Source organism: Nonomuraea sp. NPDC050556 (assembly GCF_044457355.1).
Classification (GTDB): Bacteria; Actinomycetota; Actinomycetes; order Streptosporangiales; family Streptosporangiaceae; genus Nonomuraea.
Genome location: NZ_JBITGU010000002.1, coordinates 585,918 through 609,437, shown reverse-complemented (window position 1 = coordinate 609,437; position 23,520 = coordinate 585,918). Strand labels below are relative to the sequence as shown.

Annotated in this window: 21 protein-coding genes and 1 pseudogene; 12 read left to right on the top strand and 10 right to left on the bottom strand. The window is 70.6% G+C overall.

All coding sequences use genetic code 11. The features are described 5' to 3' along the window. Window positions 1-88: 88 nt before the first annotated feature. Window positions 89-1,450 (bottom strand): ABC transporter substrate-binding protein, encoded by a 1,362-nt coding sequence (locus tag ACIBG8_RS20980; protein ID WP_397344533.1) that lies wholly within the window; start codon window positions 1,448-1,450, stop codon window positions 89-91. 252 nt (window positions 1,451-1,702) lie between these two features. On the opposite strand from ACIBG8_RS20980, the gene ACIBG8_RS20975 reads away from it, so the two are divergent. The 3 genes and pseudogenes from ACIBG8_RS20975 to ACIBG8_RS20965 all read left to right on the top strand — a co-directional run. Continuing rightward, the gene (locus ACIBG8_RS20975; RefSeq protein ID WP_397344532.1) at window positions 1,703-2,737 is read left to right on the top strand and encodes a zinc-binding alcohol dehydrogenase; all 1,035 of its coding nucleotides are present in this window, start codon (window positions 1,703-1,705) and stop codon (window positions 2,735-2,737) included. Continuing rightward, on the top strand, window positions 2,734-3,519 hold the full coding sequence (locus ACIBG8_RS20970; protein ID WP_397344531.1) for a sugar phosphate isomerase/epimerase family protein: 786 nt from the start codon (window positions 2,734-2,736) through the stop codon (window positions 3,517-3,519). The genes ACIBG8_RS20975 and ACIBG8_RS20970 overlap by 4 nt, the downstream gene beginning before the upstream one ends. Next, window positions 3,450-4,694, top strand: a pseudogene (locus ACIBG8_RS20965) (MGH1-like glycoside hydrolase domain-containing protein); the annotation flags it as partial. The gene ACIBG8_RS20970 and the pseudogene ACIBG8_RS20965, both read left to right, overlap by 70 nt. 9 nt (window positions 4,695-4,703) lie before the next feature. Here the strand turns inward: ACIBG8_RS20965 and ACIBG8_RS20960 are convergent. Beyond that, complete coding sequence (locus ACIBG8_RS20960) at window positions 4,704-5,804, bottom strand: zinc-binding alcohol dehydrogenase (protein WP_397344530.1); 1,101 nt, start codon at window positions 5,802-5,804, stop codon at window positions 4,704-4,706. Further along, window positions 5,797-6,729, bottom strand: a complete 933-nt coding sequence (locus ACIBG8_RS20955) for a Gfo/Idh/MocA family protein (RefSeq protein ID WP_397344529.1) — start codon at window positions 6,727-6,729, stop codon at window positions 5,797-5,799. Before ACIBG8_RS20955 ends, ACIBG8_RS20960 begins: the two co-directional genes overlap by 8 nt. Window positions 6,730-6,834: 105 nt before the next feature. Between ACIBG8_RS20955 and ACIBG8_RS20950 the strand changes: the two genes are divergently transcribed. Both ACIBG8_RS20950 and ACIBG8_RS20945 read left to right on the top strand, forming a co-directional pair. Continuing rightward, complete coding sequence (locus tag ACIBG8_RS20950) at window positions 6,835-7,797, top strand: glucosyl-3-phosphoglycerate synthase (RefSeq protein WP_397344528.1); 963 nt, start codon at window positions 6,835-6,837, stop codon at window positions 7,795-7,797. Then, window positions 7,794-8,933 carry a glycosyltransferase gene (locus ACIBG8_RS20945; protein WP_397344527.1) on the top strand — a complete coding sequence of 380 codons (1,140 nt, stop codon included), beginning with the start codon at window positions 7,794-7,796 and terminating at the stop codon, window positions 8,931-8,933. The genes ACIBG8_RS20950 and ACIBG8_RS20945 overlap by 4 nt, the downstream gene beginning before the upstream one ends. Here ACIBG8_RS20945 and ACIBG8_RS20940 read toward each other — a convergent pair. Next, window positions 8,893-11,196, bottom strand: coding sequence for an ABC transporter permease (locus ACIBG8_RS20940; protein WP_397344526.1), 2,304 nt, complete (start codon window positions 11,194-11,196; stop codon window positions 8,893-8,895). The genes ACIBG8_RS20945 and ACIBG8_RS20940 overlap by 41 nt on opposite strands. Further along, complete coding sequence (locus ACIBG8_RS20935; RefSeq protein ID WP_397344525.1) at window positions 11,196-11,927, bottom strand: ABC transporter ATP-binding protein; 732 nt, start codon at window positions 11,925-11,927, stop codon at window positions 11,196-11,198. Before ACIBG8_RS20935 ends, ACIBG8_RS20940 begins: the two co-directional genes overlap by 1 nt. A 98-nt stretch (window positions 11,928-12,025) precedes the next feature. Between ACIBG8_RS20935 and ACIBG8_RS20930 the strand changes: the two genes are divergently transcribed. Both ACIBG8_RS20930 and ACIBG8_RS20925 read left to right on the top strand, forming a co-directional pair. Next, complete coding sequence (locus tag ACIBG8_RS20930; RefSeq protein ID WP_397346152.1) at window positions 12,026-12,634, top strand: DNA-binding response regulator; 609 nt, start codon at window positions 12,026-12,028, stop codon at window positions 12,632-12,634. A 5-nt stretch (window positions 12,635-12,639) separates the two neighbouring features. Beyond that, the gene (locus ACIBG8_RS20925; protein ID WP_397344524.1) at window positions 12,640-13,473 is read left to right on the top strand and encodes an alpha/beta fold hydrolase; all 834 of its coding nucleotides are present in this window, start codon (window positions 12,640-12,642) and stop codon (window positions 13,471-13,473) included. Here ACIBG8_RS20925 and ACIBG8_RS20920 read toward each other — a convergent pair. Together ACIBG8_RS20920 and ACIBG8_RS20915 are read right to left on the bottom strand one after the other, a co-directional pair. After that, window positions 13,410-15,458, bottom strand: a complete 2,049-nt coding sequence (locus ACIBG8_RS20920) for a histidine kinase (protein WP_397344523.1) — start codon at window positions 15,456-15,458, stop codon at window positions 13,410-13,412. The two genes, ACIBG8_RS20925 and ACIBG8_RS20920, sit on opposite strands and share 64 nt — an antisense overlap. Before the next feature lie 11 nt (window positions 15,459-15,469). After that, window positions 15,470-16,264: a universal stress protein gene (locus ACIBG8_RS20915; protein ID WP_397344521.1), complete on the bottom strand. Its 795-nt coding sequence runs from the start codon at window positions 16,262-16,264 to the stop codon at window positions 15,470-15,472. A gap of 76 nt (window positions 16,265-16,340) precedes the next feature. On the opposite strand from ACIBG8_RS20915, the gene ACIBG8_RS20910 reads away from it, so the two are divergent. Both ACIBG8_RS20910 and ACIBG8_RS20905 read left to right on the top strand, forming a co-directional pair. Next, window positions 16,341-16,631, top strand: coding sequence for a hypothetical protein (locus tag ACIBG8_RS20910; protein WP_397344520.1), 291 nt, complete (start codon window positions 16,341-16,343; stop codon window positions 16,629-16,631). Window positions 16,632-16,699: 68 nt separating this feature from the next. Further along, a complete protein-coding gene (locus ACIBG8_RS20905) occupies window positions 16,700-17,209 on the top strand; it encodes a phosphatase PAP2 family protein (RefSeq protein ID WP_397344519.1) in 510 nt (169 codons plus the stop codon). On the opposite strand, the gene ACIBG8_RS20900 is transcribed toward ACIBG8_RS20905, so the two are convergent. Continuing rightward, entirely contained in the window at window positions 17,206-19,389 is a 2,184-nt protein-coding gene (locus ACIBG8_RS20900) for an immune inhibitor A domain-containing protein (protein WP_397344518.1), read from the bottom strand. The genes ACIBG8_RS20905 and ACIBG8_RS20900 overlap by 4 nt on opposite strands. Window positions 19,390-19,436: 47 nt before the next feature. On the opposite strand from ACIBG8_RS20900, the gene ACIBG8_RS20895 reads away from it, so the two are divergent. Both ACIBG8_RS20895 and ACIBG8_RS20890 read left to right on the top strand, forming a co-directional pair. Further along, window positions 19,437-20,348, top strand: a complete 912-nt coding sequence (locus ACIBG8_RS20895) for a threonine/serine dehydratase (protein ID WP_397344517.1) — start codon at window positions 19,437-19,439, stop codon at window positions 20,346-20,348. Between the two features lie 11 nt (window positions 20,349-20,359). Next, window positions 20,360-20,791, top strand: a complete 432-nt coding sequence (locus ACIBG8_RS20890; protein WP_397344516.1) for a hypothetical protein — start codon at window positions 20,360-20,362, stop codon at window positions 20,789-20,791. On the opposite strand, the gene ACIBG8_RS20885 is transcribed toward ACIBG8_RS20890, so the two are convergent. Continuing rightward, window positions 20,778-21,359 carry a hypothetical protein gene (locus ACIBG8_RS20885; protein ID WP_397344515.1) on the bottom strand — a complete coding sequence of 194 codons (582 nt, stop codon included), beginning with the start codon at window positions 21,357-21,359 and terminating at the stop codon, window positions 20,778-20,780. The two genes, ACIBG8_RS20890 and ACIBG8_RS20885, sit on opposite strands and share 14 nt — an antisense overlap. A gap of 108 nt (window positions 21,360-21,467) precedes the next feature. On the opposite strand from ACIBG8_RS20885, the gene ACIBG8_RS20880 reads away from it, so the two are divergent. Next, window positions 21,468-23,093 carry a hypothetical protein gene (locus ACIBG8_RS20880; protein ID WP_397344514.1) on the top strand — a complete coding sequence of 542 codons (1,626 nt, stop codon included), beginning with the start codon at window positions 21,468-21,470 and terminating at the stop codon, window positions 23,091-23,093. Here the strand turns inward: ACIBG8_RS20880 and mscL are convergent. Continuing rightward, window positions 23,056-23,505 carry a large conductance mechanosensitive channel protein MscL gene (gene mscL, locus ACIBG8_RS20875; RefSeq protein ID WP_397344513.1) on the bottom strand — a complete coding sequence of 150 codons (450 nt, stop codon included), beginning with the start codon at window positions 23,503-23,505 and terminating at the stop codon, window positions 23,056-23,058. The two genes, ACIBG8_RS20880 and mscL, sit on opposite strands and share 38 nt — an antisense overlap. Window positions 23,506-23,520 lie beyond the last annotated feature (15 nt).

The following is a 23,520-nucleotide window of genomic DNA, read 5'->3' as shown; positions in this document are numbered from 1 at the left end:
GTCACCCTCGCTGGGGGAGTCGCTGTCTCGGGTGGTCGCGGTCTCTTTAGGAGCTCTGTGGTTGTTGGGGAGGTCCCCGGTCGGGGGGTCATTCGTGGAGTCCGCGTTTGATGGTTTCCACGTCGGTCTTCGCCTGCGAGGCCGCCGCCTCCGGGGTCAGGGAGCCGTCCACCACGCCTGACAGGGCCTTCGGGACGGGGAGTTCGCCCATCGTGGCGCCGACGAGTTTGCCCTGGCCCTGGGGGATGCCCCAGCGGGCGAAGGTGTCGGGGCTCTTACGCAGCGCGTCCAGGACCTCGGGTGGGTACACGGAGGCCAGGGGCTTCTTGGTCGTCACGCCGGCGGGGAGTTTGTTCCACTTGTCCTCGAAGCCCTTGCGGGTGGGGAACTTGCCCTCGGGGGCCATCCCGATCCACTTCTCGTAGCCCTCGTTCATCACGTACGAGATCCACTGGGCGGACGCGTCCTTGTTGGCGTCCCTGGTGACCGCCCATGACACGATCTCGCCGTACTGCGCGGGCGCCGCACCGTCCGGGCCCTTGAGCGCCGTGACCACGCCCGTGCTCTTGGCCAGCCACTCCTTGTCCCCCGCGCACTCCTTGCAGCTGGGCATCGCGTCGTCCCGCAGCCCGGCCAGCTCGTCGAGGATGAACGACGACCAGATCATCATGGCCGCCTTCCCCGCGAAATACGTGGCCCGAGTGGAGTCGACGTCCTGAATGCCCTTGACCGAGTAACTCCTGGCGAGCTTCGCGTAGAACGCGAAAGCCCGCACACACTGCGGCGACGAAAGGGTGACATTTCCGGTCTTGTCGACTAACTCGCACCCATCAGCCAGAGCCACGTGCTCGAAGCTCTGCGCCGTGAACGAGTCCTTCGGCGCGATCGCCAGCGTGATGCCCGCCGTACCGCCCGTGTTGAGCTTGGCCGCCGCGGCCTCCAGTGCCTCGTAGGTGTCGGGCGGAGCGAGCCCTGCCTTCGCGAACAGGTCCTTGCGGTAAAGGATCAGCTGCGCCCACCCGTCGCTCGGCACGGCCAGCAGCTTGCCGTCCGACGTGTCGAGCTCCAGCGCCCGCGCCGAGAACGTCCCGCGCCCGAGCCCGTCGACCACCTTCCCCGCGGTCGCGGTGTCGAGCAGGTCGTTGGCCTCCAGCTCGCGCACGGCCGCCAGCGGCAGCGCGCCGATGACGTCGGGCAGCTTCTCCGCGGCCGCCGCCGCGGTGACGATCTGGCTGAACTGGTCCTCCGCGACGCCGACCAGGTTCACCTTGATCCCGGTCTTCTTGGTGAACTCGGCGACGATGCCCTTCTGCACGTCGAGACGGTCGGGGAGGTTCTCCTCCGTCCAGACGGTGATGGCGTTGGCAGGCTGCTCCGCGTTGCCGCCGCAGGCGGCCAGCGGTACGGCCAGCAGTGCGGCGGAGAGGACGGCGGTTACCTTCTTCGGCATGGCACGCTCCTCGGAAGTGGGGTTGTGGAGCCATTACCCCCAGCTCTCGAGTTGATGTGATTTCCGCCATGTCCGCGCGCCCATCCACTGGTCAGTGGCGCGCACTGGTATATCGGAAAGATCCCTTACCGCTAGGCACGCAGCCGGTGGGACGAAAGCCCTAGACTTATGACTGGTGTATGGCAATCTATTGCGTGCTAACAAACGCTAAACCGCAAACTTTTGTTTGATCAATAAGCGTAAGTGTGGGGAATGCGCGTTATTACCATTCATGAGCCAGGCGTCGTGCGCGTGAGCCTGGAAGCGTCCGGCGAGCTCGAGCCGGGCTGCGTGCGAGTACGCACCCTCTACTCCGGCGTCTCGGCGGGCACCGAGCTGACCGCCTACCGGGGCACCAACCCCTACCTCAGCCGCCGCTGGGACACCGAGCGCAGGCTGTTCGTCGACGGCCATACGCACGCCTACCCGCTGGCCGGGTGGGGCTACCAGGAGGTCGGCGAGGTGGTGGAGGCGGCGCCCGACGTCGCTGACCCGCCGGTCGGCGCCCTGGTGTGGGGCGTGTGGGGGCACCGGGCCGAGGCCGTGCTGCCCGCCGCCAGGCTCGTCGGCCATATCCTGCCGCCGAACGCCGACCCGATCACCGGCGTCTTCGCCCGGGTGGGTGCGATCGCGCTGAACGCGGTGCACGCGGCGGACGTGCACCTGGGCGACCAGCTCGCGATCTTCGGCCAGGGGGTGATCGGCCTGCTGGCCACCCGCCTCGCCGTACTCAACGGGGCCAGGGTGGTGGCCGCCGACGCCATCCCCGCGCGCCTGAGCCTGGCCGAGGCGTACGGCGCGGCCGAGACGTTCGACATCCGGGAAGGCTCGGTCGCCGAGCTCGTCCGCAAACGCGTCGAGGGAGCGGACACCGCGATCGAGCTGTCCGGCTCGCACGCGGGCCTCCACGAGGCCATCAGGTCCGTGCGGCGGGGCGGCCGCGTGGTCGCGGCGGGCTTCTACCAGGGCGAGGGCGCCGGGCTGCGGCTGGGCGAGGAGTTCCACCACAACCAGGTGCAGCTCGTCTCCGCCCAGATCGGCGGCGTGGCGTCCTGGCTGTCGCACCGCTGGGACGTGGAGCGGCTGCAACGCACCTTCATGGACCTCGTCCACCGGGGCGAGGTGGCCGTGGAGGCGCTGATCAGCCACGTGATGGACGTCGAGGCCGCGCCCGAGGCCTTCGACCTGCTCGACCGGCACCCCGCCGAGGTGCTGCAGCTGGTTTTCAAGTTTGGAGAAGACGCGTGAAGCTCGCCGTACAGGAACAGCTGCTGCCCGGCCGTACGCTGCAGGAGAAGTTCGTCTTCGCGGTCGAGGCCGGGTTCGACGCCATCGAGCTGCGCGGCAAGGGCGACTTCCACTTCGCCGGCCGCCTGACCGAGCTGAAACGGGCGCTGGGCGACGGGGTGGTGATGCCGACCGTCTGCGTGGACATGCCGCACTTCATCGGCGACTTCGACCCCGCCTTGCGAAAGGACGCCATCCAGCAGCTCCGCTCCCAGCTCACCGTCATCGCCGAGCTCGGCGGCGTCGGCGTGATGACCCCGGCCTCGTGGGGCCAGTTCTCGCTGCGGCTGCCGCCGTTCACCCCGCCGCGCAACCCGCACGAGGACCGCGAGGTGCTGGCCGAGGCGCTGGCCATCCTGGGCGAGCACGCGGCGCGCAACGGCGTGCTCATCATGCTGGAACCGCTCAACCGCTACGAGAACCACATGGTCAACACCCTCGCCGATGCGGCAGCGTACTGCTCCATGGACTCGATCAAGGTCGTCGGCGACACCTACCACATGAACATCGAGGAGGACGACCCCTGCCGCTCGCTGGTCGACGCGGCGCCCCACCTGGCGCACATGCAGATCAGCGAGTCGAACCGCAACCAGCCCGGCACCGGCCACCTCGACTGGGCCACCCAGCTCGCCACGCTCGACGCCATCGGCTACGACGGCTACCTCGCGCTGGAATGCCGGCTGCGCGGCGAGCCGGAGATCGTCCTTCCCCAGACAGCATCCTTCATCAGGAAATTCCTATGATCCTGCGCGACGCCGTGCGCGTCCTGGTCGCCAACTGGGACGGCAGCTACACCGTCCCCTCCCGGCGCCTCTACCCCCACCAGTGGAGCTGGGACTCCGCCTTCATCGCGATCGGCAACGCCCGCTGGTCGCCGCGCAGGGCCAAGTCCGAGCTGCTCTCGCTGTTCGGCGCGCAGTGGCGGGACGGCCGGGTGCCGCACATCGTGTTCAACCCGGGCGTGCCCGACGGCGCCTACTTCCCCGGGCCCGGGTTCTGGGACGTGCGCGCGCCCTCAGGCTCGGCCACCTCGGGCATCGTGCAGCCGCCGGTGCACGCGCTGGCCGCCTGGCAGGTGCACAGGGCGGCGCCCGACCCTGCGTTCCTGCGCAGGATCTACCCGCGCCTGGTCGCCCAGCAGGAGTTCCTGCGTACGGCGCGCCGTTCGCCCGAGGGGCTGGTCTCGATCGTGCACCCCTGGGAGTCGGGCATGGACAACAGCCCGGCCTGGGACGGACCGCTGGCCGCCGTCGACGCCGCCCCGCTCGGCGCGACCCGACGCGACCTGGCGCACGTGAGCGCCGACGAGCGGCCCACCGACCGCGACTACGAGCGCTACACCGCGCTGGCCCGCGCCTACCGCGACACCGGCTACCGGCGGGCCGGCGACTTCGCCGTCGAGGACCCGCTGTTCAACGCCGCGTACGGCGTGGCTGAGTCGGCCCTCGCCAAGATCGCGTCCGCCATCGGCCTGGACCCGGACCCGCACCACCGCGAGGCGGCGGCGATCACCGCGGCCATGGTCGAGCACCTCTACGACGACGGGCTCTTCCACGCCCGCGACGCACGCACCGGCTGCGCGATCCGCTCCAGCAGCGCGGCAGGGCTGGTGCCGCTCATCCTGCCCGACCTGCCCCGCGACCTGGCGCACGCGCTGATCGGCACCGCGCTCGACCGCTTCGACATCAAGCGCGGAATGCTGCCGTCGTTCGCTCCGGGCGCGAAGGAGTTCGACCCGGCGCGCTACTGGCGCGGGCCGAGCTGGATCAACCTGACCTGGCTGGTCTGGCAGGGGCTCAGGCACCGCCGTCCCGACCTGGCCGCGCTGCTCGCCGACGGCATGGTCAACGCGGTGGCGCACGCCGGGTTCCGCGAGTACTTCGACCCCTTCACCCTCGACGGGCACGGCTGCCGCGACTTCAGCTGGTCAGCCGCGCTGATCCTGGACGTGATCGCCGAGCACGGCCTGAACGGCGTGCCTGCGTCCGGCGGCGAGGTCGGCGAGGAGCTCGGGCGCCTGGCCGAAGCCGACGACGTCGGTGATCACGTGCTCACGTAACGCGTCGCCGAAGATCCGCAGCCCGGCGACCGTCTCGTGGGAGAGCCGTTCCCTGTCCCAGGCGTGCGCCAGGCCGCGCGGCACCCGGCCGATCTGGGCGCACCTGATGGACAGGCCGTTGTGGTGGAACTCCTCGCCCAGCCGTACCTCCTCCGCGCCGCCGGTGTAGAAGGCCAGGTCGATGACCGTGCCCTGGGGGCGGAGCAGCTTCAGCGCCAGGGCCAGCGCCCTGGCCTGGCCGCGGCACTGGAAGACCACGTCGGCGCCCCTGTCGTACTGGGTGTGCCGCCAGCGCTTCTTCAGCTCCACCGGGGTGTCCTCGTGCACGGACAGCGTGCGCAGGCCGAGCGCGGCCGCGACGCGCAGCCGTTCCGCCGTCTCGTCGACGACCACGACCTCGGCGGCGCCGAGCGCCTCGGCGAACAGGGCGACCAGCAGCCCGACGACCCCGGCGCCGGTCACCGCGACCCTGCGGCCGCGCACGCCGTCGCCGAGCGCCTGGACGTGGGATCCGTGCAGGTCGTGCGCTGCGTGGAGGAGGCCGTTGGCGCAGATGGGTCCCATGTGCGCGACGTAGATGCCGAGCAGCGGGTCGAGGTCATCTGGCAGCACCACGAACCGGTCGTTCAGCGGGTGCGCGGTGTAGGCGGTCCTGTGCCCGTAGGCCATGGCGACGACCGCGCCCTTGTCGACGGCGGTGGTGTTGCTCGCGACGACGCGGCCGACCTGCATGTAGCCGAACCCGCGCACGGGGTAGGGGCTGGACGGCTGGCCGGGGCGGAACAGGCCGTAGACGGCGTTCCAGCTCGCGTGCATCCAGGGGTTGAGACCCTTCACGAAGGTGAGTTCCGTACCGGCCGAGATCCCGCTGTAGAGGGTCTCCACCTGGAAGCCGCCCTCGATGGCGCGCGGCGTGTCCGGCACCCAGGCGATCTCGCCCGCCGCCTCGATGCTGAGGATGTCACCCACCGAGCGTCACCGGCCCGCCCTCCGCTGCCGACCGCGCGACGGCGAGCGCGAGCCGGTGGGTCTTGACCGCCTCCTCGTACGGCACGCGCACGTCGGCCTCCTTCCCCTGCACCGCGTCCACGAAGGCCCGGTCCACCAGCGTCTTCGCCCGGTCGTCCGCCGCGATCGACGTGGTCCCGTCGACGACGAGCTCCGTCTCGCCCAGTTCCAGGACGATCCCCTCGGCGTGCACCTCCAGGCCCGCCCGGTGCTTGTGCTCCAGCAGCGACGTGGCGGCCAGCACTCCGGCCGCGCCGCCGGTGAACCGCAACACCGCGGCCGTGGCCCGCCCTCCTGCCGCGGGTACGGCGTGCACCATCTCCACTTCCCCGACGAGCACCCGGGCGAGGTCGAGCACGTGGACGGCCTGCTCCACGATCTGCCCGCCCGACATTTCTGGATCCAGCCACCAGGGGACCGGCGGCACCTTGTCCAGCCAGCTCCCCACGGCCAGCCGTACAGGACGGTCGCCGAGCAGTTCGCGCGCCCGCTGAAGGATGTCCAGGTAGCGCCAGTGATGGCCGACAGCGGAGGGCAGATCGCGCCGCCTGATCTCGGCCGCGATCCTTTCTGCCGTCTCCAGATCGAGCGCGAGCGGCTTTTCTACAAATATCGGCAGATCGCATGCCAAGGCATCTGACTCCGGGTTACCGTGCGCGAAAGGAGGCACACAGACGTAGATCGCATCAAGACCGCCGGCAGCAAGAAGGTCCGCATGGCCGCCAAATGCGAGGGCGCCGTGCTTCGAGGCCAGAGCCTCGGCCCTGTGGGGGTCTGTGTCGGCGACTCCAACGATCGTCACGTCGGGGAAGCAGGAAAGGACGTCTGCGTGGCGGGCGGCGACATTTCCAGCGCCGATGATGCCGATTCTGGTAAGTGGGGGCACAGTCCGGCATATCCCACCTGAGCCGACAAACAAACAGACACGTTCATTCTGTCGCTCTCGGGGCAGCTTTGCCGACCGTGACCGCACGAGATCGGGGCTGTCTGGATGGAAAGAAGAACGCTCGCCAGGGTCAGTGACTGGTTCGGACCCCACACGAGCGCCGCGGTCGACTGGCCGCTGGACGCGCTCGTACTCGCCAAGGGGCCGACGACGGTCAGCGTGGTCCTGCCCGCGCGCGACGAGGAGCGGACCGTCGGCACCATCGTCGACGTGATCCGGCGCGACCTCGTCGAAGGCGTCCCGCTGGTCGACGAGATCGTCGTCGTCGACTCGCGCTCCACCGACGCGACGGCCGCCAGGGCGGCGGAGGCCGGCGCCAGGGTGGTCCGCCAGGACGCGGTCCTGCCCGACCTGCCGCCGCTGTCCGGCAAGGGCGAGGCGTTGTGGAAGGGGCTGGCCGCCTCGACGGGCGACATCGTGGTGTTCGTCGACGCCGACCTGCGCCACTTCGGCGCCCACTTCGTCTCAGGGCTGATCGGGCCGCTGCTGACCGACCCGGGAATCCAGTTCGTGAAGGGCGCCTACGAGCGGCCCCTCGCCGGGCGGCCCGGAGAGGGCGGGCGGGTCACCGAGCTGGTGGCCAGGCCGCTGCTGAACCTGTTCTGGCCGGAGCTGGCCGGGTTCGTCCAGCCGCTCGGCGGCGAGTACGCGGCCCGCCGTACCGCGCTCGAACAGGTCCCGTTCGTCACCGAGTACGGCGTGGAGTTCGGCCTGCTGGTCGACCTGCTGGAGATGGTCGGCCTGGATGCCATGGCCCAGGTGGATCTGGGCGTCAGGGAGCACACCCACCAGAGCACGGCCGCGCTGGGAAGGATGGCCGGTCAGATCATGCTCACCGCCTGGTCGCGGCTGGAGCGCGAGGGCAGGCTCGTCGCCTCGGAGCCGCCGGCGACCTCGATCCTGCAGTTCGGTCCTGGGACGGGCGCGGCCCTCGCGCACGTCGGCGTGGCGGAACGGCCACCGCTGGCCTCGGTGGTCGGCCTCATCACGGAGGAGGACGTCGCATGAAGATCCTCATGAACGCCGGACCGTGGCTGCGGGTGCCGCCGGGCGGCTACGGCGGCATCGAGAACGTCGTCGCCACCCTCGTCCCCGCGCTGCGCAGGCTCGGGGTGGAGGTCGTGCTCGCCTCGGTGCGCTCCAGCACGATCGAGGCGGACGAGCTGGTCTGCGTCTTCGACGAGGGGCAGTTCAGGGACCTGCAGAAGCCGTACAACCAGGTCATGGGCCTGGCCCACGCCCACCAGCTCGGCGTGGTGCGCGAGCTGCGCTCGCGCGACGACATCGACCTGGTGCACGATCACCTGGAGGTCGTCGGCCCTGCCGTCCTGTCCGCGTACGGCGGGCCGCCCGTCCTGCACACCCTGCACTGGGACCTGCGCAAGCACCCCGCCTTCTACGGGAACTGGCCGGACTCGATCGCCGTCAACGGCGTCTCCGACGCCCAGCTCGCCAGGGCTCCCGCCGAGTTACGGGAGGCGGCGCTGGGCTCGGTCCACCTGGCCACGCCCCTCGCCGACGCGCCGCCCCTGGCCCCCAGGGGCGAGCGGTTCGTGGTGATGGGCCGCATCTGCCGGCTCAAGGGCCAGCACGTCGCCGCCCGCGTCTGCCAGAAGCTCGGCCTGCCGCTCGTGCTGGCGGGACCGGTCAGCGGCCTCGACACCGAGGTCGAGCTCGACACCGTCGTCCACGACGCCGACCACCCGCTGCACGGCCACCCCGACGTGCGCTACTACCTGGACGAGGTGCGCCCCTACCTCGACGGCGACCTGGTCACCTGGATCGGCGCGGTCAGCGGCTGCGCCCGCGACCTGCTGTACGCCTCGGCCAGGGCCGCGCTGTTCCCCCTGCAGTGGGACGAGCCGGGCGGGACGGCCGTCGTGGAGGCCATGGCGCTCGGCGTGCCGCCCGTCGGGCTGCGCCGCGGCTGTCTGCCGGAGCTCGTCGACCACGGCCGCACCGGCTTCCTGGCCGACTCCGAGGAGGAGCTGGCCGAGTGGGTGCTGCGCGTGGACGAGATCGATCCCGAGGAGTGCAGGCGCGAGGCGCGCGCCCGGTTCTCACCGTCGGTGATGGCCGGGCGCTACGTGGAGCTGTACGAGGCTACTGTCGCGCGCCGACGGCGTCAGCGGGGCGCTGCCTGAGGGCCAGCCTGGCCGGGAGCACCGTGGCGGCCAGCGCGAGCGCCGCGGCCGCGGCGATCACCGCGACGTAGGTGAGCGGCGGCACGTACGGCAGGGCAGAGCCGGTCATGCCGAGGCTGAACGCGACCAGCGTGACCGCCGCGATGACCGTGCCGATCACCACGCTCGTGAGCACCGCCGCGGCCGTCTCCAGGCGCAGCATGCGCAGGACCTGGCGCCTGGTGGTGCCGACGAGCCTGAGCAGGGCCAGCTCGCGCGACCGGTCCGAGGTGGACATGGCCAGCGTGTTGACCACGGCGATCGCGGTGAAGGCGATGATCAGGCCCATGGCCACGAAGTTGACGGCCTGGCTGCCGCTGCTGCCCATCACCGGGTCCACCCTGGCGACCTTGGCGAGCGTGTCGAGCGAGCCGCCCTTGACCAGCAGGACGCCGTACGGGTTGTCGACGTGCGCGGCCACCAGCTCGTGCGGCAGGGTCAGCTCGCCGAACGCCAGGTGGCGCTCGTAGATCGCGGCCACCTTGAGCACGGCCGGGGTGCCGTCGCCGAGCGTCAGGCTGACCTGCCCGCCCACGCCGACCTCCAGCCGGTCGGCCGCCGACCGGCTGACCGCGATCGAGTCCTTGCCGAACCCGGCCATCGTGCCCTGCGTCACGCCCAGGTCGATGCCCTCGCCGGTGCCCGAGACGGCCTGCGCGGCGTACTTGTCGAGGTCGATCCGCACCGACGTGCGCAGCACCTCGGTGACCGACTCCACGCCGGGCAGCTTGGCGACGGCGGCGGCGCTGGCCCCGGTGAGGCGATAGTCGGCGCGGTTGCCCGCTGCGGCCTGCTCGGTGGCCGCGTGGTCCATCGTGGTCTGGACGAACAGGGTCGTGCACGCCATGGCCACCATGAGGGTCAGCGGCGACAGCACGGAGCCGAACCGCTTGGCGCCGGCCCGCACGTTCCTGCGCGCCAGGAAGCCCGTGGTCCCGCCGCCCAGCCCGAACTTGGGGACGGCCGGCGCGAGCAGCGAGACGGAGATCGACCACAGCAGCGCGGTCAGCATGACGACGGGGCTGGCGGCTGACTCGGTGCGCAACCCGGACAGCACGACCGCCATGACCACGCCGGCGGCGAAGAACAGCACCCCGGCGACGAGCCGGACGACCGGCAGCTTCGCCGACGGAGCAGCGGCCTCGCCGAGCGCCTCGACCGGCCGGATCCTTGCCGTACGGCGAGCCGAGACGCGCGCCGCCGCCCACGCGGCCAGCACCGTGGCGCCCACCGCGGCGATCATCGGGAACGGGCTGACCACCAGCGGGAGATTCGCCGGCATCGCGCCGAGCGCGACGAACCGGCCGCGCAGCCAGAACCCGACCCCGACGCCCAGCGCGGAGCCGACCAGACCACCGGCCAGGCCGACCACGAGCGCCTCGCTGCCGAGCATCTTGCGCAGTTGCTTGGGGGTGGCGGCCACGGCGCGCAGGAGGGCGAGCTCGCGCTGGCGCTGCTGCACGGACAGGGCGAACGTGCCGATGACCACGAGGACGGCGACGAGCAGCGAGGTGCCGCCGAGCGCGCCGCCGAGGCTGATGAGCTGCACGCGTGACTTCTCCGCGTCGAGGAACTCGACCTTGCCGCGGTCGTCACCCGTGTAGACCACCCCCTTCTCCACCTTGATCGGCACATCGGGGAAGACGCCGATGGCGCTGAGCTGGCCGGGACGGTTGGCCAGGCGCCGAGCCTCCTGCGTCTGGAAGAAGATCGTCTCCTGGCTGGGCAGTTGCTGCTGGGTGATGCCCACAACCCGGTATGTCTTTGCGTTAAGGGTGATTTTTCGGCCTATCTCGCCACGGTCCGCGACGACCTCATCGGCCCCGCGTGGCTCGTGCCCTTCGGCGATCGTGAACGGGGTCAGCGCGGCCGACTCCCACCCGTGGCCCTGCGCCTCACCGGCGGGGAAGGTCACCTCGGTGACGACCTTCTCGACCCCCGGCATCGCCTTGACCTGGTCCGCCAGCTCGGCGGGGATCCAGGCGTGCTCGGACAGCGGCTTCTCCTTGGTCTTGCCCTTCTCCTGCACCTGGCGGACGAACTGGTCGCCCGTCACGATCACCGGCGCCCCGGCGTACCGCTCGGGCGTGACGCTGCCGCGCAACCCCGTGTCCAGCAACATCCCGCACGCGCACACCAGCGCGGCCGCGAACACCAGGGCGACGAACGCCCCGGTGAAGCCCGCCTTGCGGTGCTTCAGCGTCTTGAGTGCGAAGCCGATCATCAGTTCCACGCTCCCAGGCGGGTCATGCGCTCGGCGACCTTGTCGGCGGTGGGCGCGGACATCGCGTCCACGATCCTGCCGTCGGCCAGGAACAGCACGGTGTCGGCGTAGGAGGCGGCGACCGGGTCGTGGGTGACCATGACCACGGTCTGGCCCATCTCGGCGACCACCTGGCGCAGCAGCAGGAGCACGTCGCGGGCGGTCATCGTGTCGAGCGCGCCGGTCGGCTCGTCGCCGAACACCACCTCGGGCCTGGTCGCCAGCGCCCTGGCGATCGCCACGCGCTGCTGCTGACCGCCGGAGAGCTGGGAGGGCAGGTGCCCGGCCCTGCCGTCCAGGCCCACGCGGCGGATCACCTGGTCGAGCCACGCCTGGTCGACGGGGCTCTTGGCCAGGCGCAGCGGCAGGGTGATGTTCTCCACGACGTTCAGCGAGGAGATCAGGTTGAACGACTGGAACACGAAGCCGATCTTCTCCCGGCGGAGCTCGGTGAGCTTCGTCTCGTCCATCCCGGCGAGCTCCGTGCCGCCCAGCCGTACCGACCCGGAGGAGGGGACGTCCAGACCGGCCGCGCAGTGGAGGAACGTGCTCTTGCCTGAGCCCGACGGGCCCATCACGGCCGTGAACGAGCCTCGGGGGATGCCGATCGACACCTCCCTGAGGGCGGCGACCGCGCCCTGGCCCTTCCCGTAAACCTTGCTCACCGCGTCCAAGCGCACCACGTCTGTCATGCCTTCTACCCTGCTGACCTGGGCGGTCCTGAGCCAGAGACGGCATCACGAGCGCCATATGACGTCATCATGATTCGGACACTGATAGACATATGGCTGTGATTCGCGTGCTGCTGGCGGAAGACCAGCACGTCATCAGGGGCGCCCTCGTCGCGCTGCTCGGCCTCGAACCAGGTCTCGAGGTGGTCGACGCCGTCTCCTCGGGCGACGCCGCGCTGGCCTCCGCCCTGGTCCACGAGCCCGACGTGGCCGTCCTGGACATCGACATGCCCGGCGCCATGGACGGCCTGGAGGCGGCCGCGGCGATCAGGTCGAAGCTGCCCGGATGCAAGACCCTCATGCTGACCGCGTACGGCAAGCCGGGCCACCTCAAGCGTGCCCTCGGCTCCCAGGTGGACGGCTTCCTGCTCAAAACCGCCCCGCCCGAGGACCTGGTGGCCGCGATCCACCGGGTGGTGGCGGGCGAGCGCGTCCTGGACCCCTCCCTGGCCGTGACCGCGTGGGACCTGTCGGACAACCCGCTGACCGCGCGCGAGTCCGACGTGCTGCGCGTGGCCGCGGAGGGCGCCGAGGCCCCGGAGATCGCCTCCCGCCTGCACCTGTCAGCCGGAACCGTCCGCAACTACCTGACCGGCATCGTCACCAAACTCAACGCCAGAAACCGCACCGACGCCATCAGAATCGCCACCGAAGCCGGATGGATTTAACGGCCATGAGCACTTTCACGAGTTATGACGGCACCGAGCTCGCCTATCGGACCACCGGGCAAGGTGAGCCGCTTCTGGTGGTCCCGGGTGGGCCTATGCGGGATCAGGTCTACCTGGGGGACCTGGGTGGTCTGGCCGAGCACCGGACGCTGCATCTGCTCTCCCTGCGCGGCACCGGGGCGTCCGGGGTGCCCGGGGATCTCGGCACCTATCGGGTCGATCGGCAGGTCGCCGATGTCGAGGCATTCCGCGCGCACCTGGGGCTGGAGACCGCTGACGTTCTTGGGCACTCCGCCGGAGCTAACCTGGCCATGCTCTATGCCGCCGCCCATCCCGCCCGTGTCGCCAAGCTCGCGCTCGTCACCCCCAGCCTCAGGGCGGTCGGGATCGACTTCGTGCCCGACCACCGGCGTGAGGCGGCCTCGCTGCGCACGGGCGAGTCCTGGTACCCCGAGGCCTGGGCCGCCATGGAGAGGGTTCTGGACGGTGAGGCCACCGAGGACGACTGGGATGCCATGGAGCCGTTCTTCTACGGCCGCTGGGACGACGAGATCCGCGCGTTCGCCGCGGGAGCGAGGATCAACGAGGAAGCCATCCCGCACTACTACGCGGAAGGCGCGATGGACCCCGAGGCCACCAGGGCCGCGCTGGCCAAGCTGGACGCGCCCGTCCTGGTCCTGGCGGGGGAGTACGACATGGGCCCGCGCCCGTCCGTCGCCGCACAGGCGGCCGAGCTGTTCCGGAACGGCACGCTGACCGTCCAGCCGCGCGCCGGTCACTTCCCCTGGCTGGACGACCCCGCCTGGTTCACCCGCACGGTCGCCGCGTTCCTGGCCTGAGGTACGACCGCTTCGAGGGTGAACAGCCCGTCGGCGTAGGACGTCGCGAGCGTGCCGTTCAGGGCGGCGACCCGGGTGGTGAGGTTCCCGATGCCCGACGACCCGTGACGTCCGGCCGACCGCGTCGCGCCGTCGTTGGAGACGCGCAGCCGTACGCCGGGCTCTGTCGTGATCGTGCAGGTCCGCGCGGTGCTGTGCCTGAGCACGTTGGTGACGGCCTCCCGGAGTACGGTGGCCAGCACGGTCTCCGCCTCGGGGGAGAGGTCCTCGTGGGACAGCGACACCGCCACCTTGATCCCAGCAGCCCCGAGCACCGACCGGGCGGACTCGGCCTCCGCGGTCAGCGACAGCTCCCGGTGCTCGCCGGACACCGCGCGCAGGTCGGCCTCGGCCCCGGCGGCCATCTCCAGGACGTCCTCCAGCTCGGCCCGCGCGCGGTCCGGGTCGAGCCGCCTGGCCAGCTCCACCTTGAGCATGATCGCCGCCAGGCTGTGCCCGAGCAGGTCGTGCAGGTCCCTGGCCGCGCGCAGCCGCTCCTCGACGACCGCCGCCCTGGCCAGCTCGTCCCTGGCGGCGTCGAGCTCGTTGACGATCCGCGCCAGCTTCAGCAGGCCGTACATCACCAGCCCGGTCACCAGCGTGCTCACCGTGTAGTTGACCGTGACGGCCAGCGGCAGCCCCAGCATGGCCCCGGCGTACGCGGTGACCCCCATGAACGCCGCCACCGCCGGCCAGGCCGCGGAGGCGGGCAGGGCCAGCAGGATGGGACCGGCCAGAAAACCCGCCGTGCCGAGCCACGTGCGGCCGAACAGCGGGATCGGCGCGAAGGTGAGGACGGCCATCAGGACCAGCCGCCACGGATGGCGGCCCTTGATCGAGCTGAGCTGCAGCACGCCGATCAGCGTCAGGAGGCCGATGGCCGGGGGCAGCAGCTCGGGCGGCACGCCCAGCAGGGCCTTGATGCTGAAGCCGACCACGACCGCGGCCACCAGCGCGACCGACAGGACGTGCTCCTGCGGCACCCGGGCGACCTCGCGCAACGCGGGCAGCGTCGCGGTGATCGTGTGCAGGCCCTGGTCGGACAGCGTGGAGGTGAGCGTCCCACCGGCGGCTTCCACCTGGCCCGGCAGGTCGCCCAGGCTCTCCTCGCCCGCCGAGAGCACGCCGTCGTCGGTGACCGTGAGGGTGACCTCGGCGCCCGACTGGCTCGTCCCGATGGCGCAGGTGGTGGCCGCGCCCCGCCGGATGACGTCGGTGACGGCCTCGCGCAGGATGTTGGCCAGCAGCGATCCGGCGGGGCCGAGCGGCTCCGCGTGCGCGACGTGCACGGTGACCTCGACGCCGGCCGCGGCGAGCATCGCGCGGGCCGTGGTGATCTCGGGGCCGAGCGACATCGCGCGGAAACCGGCGGCGGCCGCGCGGGCGTCGGCGAGCGACCGCCTGGCCGCGGCGACGACCTCGCCGAGCCGCTCCCGGTCCCCGGACAGGGCGGCGGTGGCTCCGCGGGTGATCTCGGCCAGCCCTCTGCCGAGGCCGTCGTTGAGCTCGGCCGCGATGCGCAGCCGTTCCTCGGCCACGGCGGCCGCGGCCAGCCCCAGCCTGGCCGCCCTGACCTCGTCCACCCGCTGCGTCAGCCGGGTCAGCCCGTAGATCACCAGGCCGATGAGGACAAGGGAGATCGTCATGTCCACCTTGTCGGCAGGCGCGATGAGCGCCCCGCTGGCCGCGACGAGCGGCGCGAGCGGCCATAACCTCGTCAGCAGCAGCGATCCGGCCAGGAAGCCGAGGATGCCGACGGATGTGCCGAACGCCAGCGTGGTCGTGTAGACGACCGCGGCCTGTACGGCGAGCAGCCACCACCCCGGCGCGCGCCGCCACAGGTACACCAGTTGCAGGCCGAACACCGGGATCGCCAGAAAAGCCCCGGTCAACGCATAGACCGCGGCGAACGAGGCCAACACGGCCACCACGATCCAACGTGCCACGAGGGCAGATACTAAGCGAAACCCCGCGGAAGCACGGTAACCGGGCAGGCCGCCGCACGCAGCACCTTCATCGCCACCTCGCCGAGGAAGACCCGATGCGCCTGCGCGTCCTCGCTGGCGGCACAGACGAGCAGCTCGCCGGGCAGCCACTCGACGTCCTCCATGGCGGCCACCACGTCGTGCCCCTCGGCGATCTCCGCTTCCGCCTCGATGCCGGTGCTCTCCCAGGCCAGCCGTACGGCCAGCGCCAGGTCGTCGCGCAGGCGTCCCGCGTCCTCGGTGCGGAGGTCGAGCGTGATGAGCCGCAGCGGCACGCCGAGCCGCAGCGCCGCCTGGGAGACCCGCTCCACCGCCTCGTCGCACTGCGGGCGGTGCACGTAGGCGAGGGTGAGCCGCTCGGGGCCCTCGGGCGGCTCGTATCCGGCCGGGGCCAGCATGACGGCCTCGGACGACAGGTGCAGCAGGTGGTCCGAGGTGCTGCCGATGGCGATGCGGCCGTGCTGCCCGCCCTCCGCGGAGCCGGCCACGATGAGGTCGGCCCTGATCCTGCTGGCCAGCACCGACAGTCCGCGTCCCGCGCCGCGGCTCTCGAACGCCATGTACTCCGCCTGGACGTCGCCCAGCTCGATCGCCGCGTGCGCCAGGTTCGCCTGCGCCTCGACGGCCATGCCCGGGCTGCCGGGCGGGTAGATGGTGGCGACCGTCAGCTCACCGCCGGTGACGCGGGTGATCGCGGCCCCGAGCGTGAGAGCGTCACGCCCACCGGGGTCGTTCGTGTAGCCGACGATCACGTGCTCTCCGATCACGAACCGGTCCCTACCCGCTCTGAACAGGGAATACGCCACCATTTCCGGTTGTTGTTGACCTTGGAGGCGCGAGAAGTTGAAGATCACACTTGATACTCGTTTCAACGGAGTCACGCTGCGCGAAGCGGTAGCCGATCTCCGAGCTCACGACCTGGCGTGCAGTGTTTCCGCCGACGTGGTCGACACCAAGGTCAGCATCTTCTCCGACTGCGTGGAACGCGGGTTCACCCCGCTCCGCAGCGAGATCATGGCCGCCTACTACGTCGCCGAGCGTGACGCCACCGCCGAGGCGTTCGACCGCGGCCTCATCACCGAGGGCGAGCTGATCAGCCGTCAGGCCGAGCTGAAGCGCAGAGTTCTAACCTAAAGGCCGATATTTACTGACCTGGTAGCTCCGTAGGGTGGTTCATCGCCCTTTCACGGAGGAGACCAGGTTTGTTCAACGAGCTCGCGAAAACGGGAACCGATCTGGGGCTGGTGCTCTTCGCAGTCCTCTTCGTCGTGGCTGCCTGGCGCGCTCTGAAACGCCCCGCTCGCGACCTCGCCCTGGTCGTGGCCGGGGCCGTCGGGGTGACGGGCGCGTACGTCGTCAGCGAGGTCGTGAAGCTCCTGGTCAAGGAGGAGCGGCCGTGCCGCGGCGGCGCCGCGACGATCGTGGCCTGCCCGCCGACGGGCGACTGGTCCTTCCCCAGCAACCACGCGGTGATCGCGGGCGGCGCCGCGGGGGCGCTCGTGCTCGCCTGGCGCGCGCTGGCCTGGGTGGTGCTTCCGCTGGCCGCCGTCATGGCGTACTCGCGGGTGTTCGTCGGCGTGCACTACCTGCACGACGTGCTCGGCGGTCTGGCGCTCGGGCTGGTACTGGCTCCGCTGTTCGCGCTCCTGCTCGTGGGTGCTGTCACACCCGTCGTGCGCAGAGCGCGTCCAGCGGAGCCGTATCCGGGTTAGGCCGGACGGACCTCAAGGACGGTCCGCTTGCCCTCGCGCACGACGTCGATCCTGGTGCCGGTGTCCGGCACCTTCACGCCGAGCTCGGGCAGCGCGGCGTCCCAGTAGACGCCGTGCCTGTCGTCGAAGGACCTGACAGCCGGCTGCCGGAGGAAGACCGTCGGCTGCCCGGCCAGGTGCAGCGTCACCTTGTCAGAACGGCTCAGCCCGAAGGGCGCGTCGAACACCTGGAACCTGCCCTTGACCGCGGTGCCGTCGGCCCAGCGCAGCGGCGCGGGACGGGCGTCGATCGGCAGGATCAGGCCCTCGCCCGGGTGGTTCCTGGTGGTGTTGTCGGCGAAGTAGGTGTCCCAGAGCCAGACGAGCACGCCCTCCTGGTACGGGTAGTGCTCGACCTTCTGGCTGCCCGTCCAGCCGAAGTTGTACGGTCCCGTCTGCAGGAACGCGTTGTAGCCGGTGTAGCGGCGGTTCTCCGCCAGGTAGGCGCGCGCGTGGTCCTTGACGCCGACCTCGCCCGACCTGCTGAAGCCGACCGCGGTCCAGGCGCCCTCGCCCGCCTCGACGTCGTCGCTGAACACCCCGTCCACCGCGATGGTGTCGAGCAGCGCGCCGTCCTCCTGCGTGTTGGTGTCCGTCACGTAGCGGAACCTGAACTGGATCTTCTTGCCCGCGTAGTTGTCGAGCGGGTAGGCCACCTCGGTCCAGTCGGACTGCCCGGTGAGCGCGCCGAGCCTGGTCCAGGTGGTGCCGTCCAGGGACGCCTCGGCGTACAGGTAGTCGTAGTCCTGCTCGATCTTGTACCAGGCCCTGGCCCGCAGCGTCGCGGAGGTGAGCCCGGTCAGGTCGATCTCGCGGGTCAGCGTCTGGTCGAGGTTGTCGCCCTTGCCGCTCCACCACTGCCACTGGCCCTGGTACGGCTTGGCCAGCGGCGTCTCCACCCGGCGCGGCGGCAGCTTCACCAGCAGCGCCTGCGGGTCGTCGGTGTTGTAGGAGCTGACGCCGAGCGTGTGCCTGGAGGCGGTCGCCGCCTCGGCCGTGTCGTAGTCCAGCCAGCCGAGCTGCAGCTTGCTCCACGCGTCCAGGTCGCCCGGGTACTCGCCGGTGGGACCGTTCTTCGTGCCCAGGTAGGAGGCCGACGACATCAGCGACCAGAAGTTGACCGCGTTCTCGCCCTCGCCCGCGTACAGGTCGGGCAGGCCCAGGTCGTGGCCGAACTCGTGGGCGGTGAGGCCGACGCCGCTGTTCTCGCCCGCGGTCAGGTAGTCGCCGACCCAGATGCCGGTGTCGCCGATCTGCGTGCCGCCGTTCCTGTTGCCGTCGGGGCCGGCCTGGCCGCGCTGGTTCCAGTAGGCGAAGTAGCGGTGCGCCCAGACCGCGTCGGCGCCCTGCGCGCCGCCGCCCCAGGTCTCGTCGACGCCGGCGTGGACGACCTGGTAATGGTCGAGGTAGCCGTCGGGCTCGTCGAAGTTCCCGTCGTTGTCGTGGTCGTAGCGGTCCCAGACGTCGTACCTGGCGAGCTCCGCCTTGATCTGCGCGGTGGACTTCCCTGCCGCCTTCTGCCGCTCGTACCAGGCGTTGGCCGAGTCGCGCACCAGGTCCCAGTTGTTCCAGCAGATGCCGCCCTCTTCGGGACCGCACTTGTCGCCGCCGTAGCGGGCCTCGTTGTAGGGCACCTTGACCCAGTCGGAGACGGTGCCGTCCATGTCGTAGCGGCCGGAGGACTGCAGGTTGTAGAAGCTCTTGAGCGAGTTGCCGCTACCGAAGTAGGACTTCTCGTAGTAGCGGCGGTTGAAGTCGGACACCAGGAGCGTGTGGTTGTCCTCGGGCGTCTTGGTGATCTGGTTGTGCCTGGGCCCTGGCGTACCGCCGTATTTCGGGTCGACCTGGTCGCCGAACTCGGCCAGGACGACGAAGATCTGGTCCTGGCGCTCCTGGGCCAGCTCCACGTACCTGTGCCCGACCTTGACGGTCTTGCCGCGGGACCTGAGCGACGGGCCTTCCGTGAGGCTCTGCTCGACGGCCTGCCTGCGCAGGCTCGCCTGCTCCTGCTGCTGCGGGCTGAGCGGGGCCACGTCCCTGGAGGTGGCCTTGGGCGCCGGCACCGCCGCCGTCGCGGGCAGGGGGACGAGTACGGCTGTCGCCACCAGCGTGGCGGCTGCGATTAATGGGGGGATCCGCATGAGAGGTAATATGTCAAATGTTACTGCCCGAGATCTAGAGTGAATCCATGGATCTCGTCACGATCGATGACATCAGGGCAGCCGCTTCGCGCATCGCGCCCGTTGCGGTCCGCACCCCGCTCGTCCCCGCCCTGGACGCGTGGTTCAAGCCGGAGAGCCTCCAGCGGGTCGGCTCCTTCAAGATCAGGGGCGCCTACAACGCCGTGGCCTCGCTGAAGCCCTCCGGGGTGGTCACGCACTCCTCGGGCAACCACGGGCAGGCGCTCGCCTACGCGGCGGCCCAGTTCGGCATTCCCTGCGTCGTCGTCGTGCCGGAGGGCACCCCGCAGGTCAAGGCGGACGCGATCCGCGGGCACGGGGCCACGCTCGTCGTGGTGCCGCCCGCAGAGCGGCTGGTGGCTGCCGAGCGGCTGTCCGCGGAGCGCGGGCTGACGATGGTCCCGCCCTACGACCACCACGCCGTGATCGCCGGGCAGGGCACGATCGGGCTGGAGATCATGGCCGACCTGCCCGATGTGGAGGTGGTGCTCGTCCCGGTCAGCGGGGGCGGGCTGGCCTCGGGCATCGCCACGGCCGTCAAGGCGCTGAACCCGGAGGTGACCGTGCTCGGGGTGGAGCCCGAACTGGCGGCCGACGCGGCGGAGAGCCTCGCGGCCGGGCGGGTGGTGACGTGGGAGCCGTCGCTGACGTTCAGGACGATCGCCGACGGGTTGCGGGCGAACCTGTCCGAGCTGACGCTGGCGCACCTGCGGCGGCACCTGGACGGCATCGTCACCGTGTCCGAGGCGGAGATCCGCTCGGCCATGGGGAGTCTGGCCAGGTCGGCGCGGCTGGTCGCGGAACCCAGCGGCGCGACGGCCGCCGCGGCCCTTCTTTCCGGTCGCGTGCCCTCCGGCAGGACGGCGGTCGTGGTCTCGGGAGGGAACGTTGACCCGGCGCTCCTGCGCGAGGTGATCTAAGCTCACGAGACATGCGTTGGTTAGTGGCTGCGGTGGCGATGATCGTGCTGGCTGGTTGTTCGGGATCGCCTGAGGTCGTGCCTACTCAGGCCGCCCCCAAGCCCAGCACGACCGCCACGACGATGGCGCCGGACAAGCTCGCCGACCTGTCCTTGGGTTTGGAGGGCAAGGTGTTGCTGAAGCACGCCGACCCCAAGGGGGAGGAGCCCTCCTGGTCCAGCGAGCTCAGGGTGGCCAAGGGCTACCGGCTGCACCTGCACTGCATCCCCGGCGAGGTGGTCGGGGACATCGTCACCAAGGTCGGCTCCACCCGGTTCACCGACGAATGCGGCGGCGAGCCGAGCATGCACGAGGTGGATGTTTCGGGAGGTCAACGCTCCGTCGCCGTTGTGGTGCCGTCGGGGGCCAAGTGGGCGGTGCTCGTGGAGGCTAAGCCGGCTTGAGGAGCTTGGTGAAACCGCGTCCGCCCGTGGCGTACTCCTCGAAGGCCCGCTGCACCTCCGCAAGCTCGGGCACGAGCGCCGACGCCATCGTGCCCTCCTTGTACTCCAGCTCGTAACCACCCTCCACGGGTGAGACCTGGATGAAGTGCATCCCGAAGTTGACCAGCGCGCTGAACGGGTTCTGCGGCGAGAGCGTGGCGAGCGCGTCGTGGATCAGCCCGAGGTCGGGGTCGGTGACGATCATCCCGTCGCCCGTGTGCAGCTGCATGCCGGGGTACACGCCGAGCGGGCCTGGGTTGTGCACGAGGTCGCGCTGCGGGTCGTAGCAGACCAGGCCGTTCGCCTTGGCGACGGCGAAGACCTTGGCCGACATCTCATCCATCGTGTCAAGATCCATCCCCACCAACACCTGATCCCGAAAAATCCGGATCTGGCCGGGGAGCTCCCTCGCGAAGTCGGGCGCCGGTCCAGTAGACGGCGGCGCGTCCTTGACCGCGAGGTACACGGCCCGCGCCTGATCTCTGGACAGATGGTCTGCCGCACGCCAGACCAACAACTCAACGCTCATCCCGCCATCTTTCCACCCGAACCTCTGGCAACTTCCCGGCATTTGCCGCGCGATGGTCAAGTCTGCCGCTAACCTTCGGTGTTCTCACGGCTACCTATGGTGAGGAGTGTGCCCGTGCCGCTGGCCCAGCCGTACCGCGACCTCGTGTGGCTCGCCTACCTCGTCCTCCCCGTCACGCTCGGCGAGCAGCGCCGCCTCGTCCTCGCCCACCGGCTGGCCGCAGCGGCCCTTTCCGGCGCATCCCGCGATCCGGTACGGCTGCGCCAGACCTTCCTGCGACGGCTGCTGCGTACCCGCATCTGGCCCTGGTCGGGACGCCTGGCCCTCGTCGACGTCGAACCGGCCGTCACGCGGAGCGCCGAGGCCGACTTCACCGCCGCGCTCCACCGACTGTCCCCGCAGGTCAGAGCCGCCTACGTGCTCCTGACTCTGGAGGAGCGCCCGCCAGAGCAGGTGCAGGAGATCCTGACCGGCGCCGGGGTGCCCGACGCCCAGCACGTCGTCTACCAGGTCTCCCGCCTGGAGCCCCTGCGCCGCCCGGCCGCCGACCCGAACCTCGCCAGGATGTACGGCAGGCGGCCCGTCAGGCCGTCGCGCAAGGTCGTCGTGGGCGTGGCCGCCTGCGCGTTGGCGGCCCTGTTCGTCGTCCCCAAGCTCGACCTCTCCCGCCCGGGAATGGCCGTCACCCCGCGCCAGGCCGAGCCGTCGGTGGCGGCGGCGGGCGCGTGGCGGACCAGCACCGACCTCGACCTGACCACCTGGGCGCCGCGCGGCTCGCTCGTCGGGGACAGGGCGCTGGTCAAGCGGGCTCTGGCGGCGTGGCGGCAGGCGCAGCTGATCTACGCGGGGCGGGTGGACGGGGCCCAGGTGGTGCTGCTGCGGGCGCCGTCGCTGGTGGCGCGCTACACCGAGGACGGCGGGCGGCCCACGCTGGAGGTCATGCCGGAGCCCCGATCCAAGCCAGACGGGGCGAGCCCGCTCAAACTCCGCACCACCGCGGCGGGCAGCCGCTACCTGCTGCCGCCGTGGGTGCGCGAGTTCTCGATCGCTTCGCTGACCGGGTCGTCACCGCACTGGCGTAAGGGCAGGTCGAAGGGCGGCGTCACCGAGCCCATCCCGGCCGCAGCCTCCAAGGGCTGCTGGCGAGGGCCTGTCGTACGGCTGCGCGCCCCGGAGATCGCGCACGGCCTGCCGTACACGATGATCGATTTTGGGCGCCTGGTGATGGCGAACGCCTACTACCAGCCACCGCCGCCCGCCGAGATCAACCGCTACGGGCCGAACGAGCTCGACACCGTGCCCGGCGGGTTCGAGGTGTGGAAGCGGCTCGGATGCGCGCTGGACCGGCCGTCGGGGGAGATCCAGGCGGCGACGGCGTGGGAGTTCTGGGCCGGACAGCTTCCCGAGGGCGTCGCGGGACGCTGGGTCTGCCTGCGCCTGACGGACGCGACGGGCGGCAGCTCGATCACCGGCGTCCTGCTCACCCGCACGGCGGCGACGATCACCGGCACCAGGACCAACACCTGGGACTGCAGCAGGCTCAGCCGCGACATAGTCGCCGGAACATGGTGGAGGGGCCCATCGGGCAAACGCCACTACGTAGCAGCAGGCAGCCGCCGAGTAGTGGCCATCACCGTAGGCTCGAAAACCACTCAGGGACACCACGCGTTCACCGGCCCGGGCAAGCTGTCAGCGGTCAACGAGCTGGGCGAGAAGGTGGCTGTCCTTCAGTAGGCATTTCCGTCTCCGGAACGAGCGAGACGGTACAGAACGCACACCGCCGTGCGTCGACAGGAACATCACTCCTACACTCCGGACATTTACGCTCTTCAGTCGCTTTATCCCGATCAAACACGCTGACCAGCCGCGTCATAGGCATCACCACGAGCCAGTAGACGACCGCGGCGATGATCAGGAACGTGAGAAGGTGATTGAGGAAGTCACCGTACTTGAACTGGCTCCCGTTGAGGGTGAAGGAGTAGTCGGCGAAGTCGGGCTGCTTGCCCCCGGTGACCGCCCCGACGAGCGGGGTGATGAGATCGACCACCATGGCCTGGATGAGACCGCTGAAGGTGGCCCCGACGATGACGGCGACAGCGAGCTCGACGATGTTGCCCCGCAGTAAGAACTTCTTGAAACCACCCATGGAATCGACCAGTGC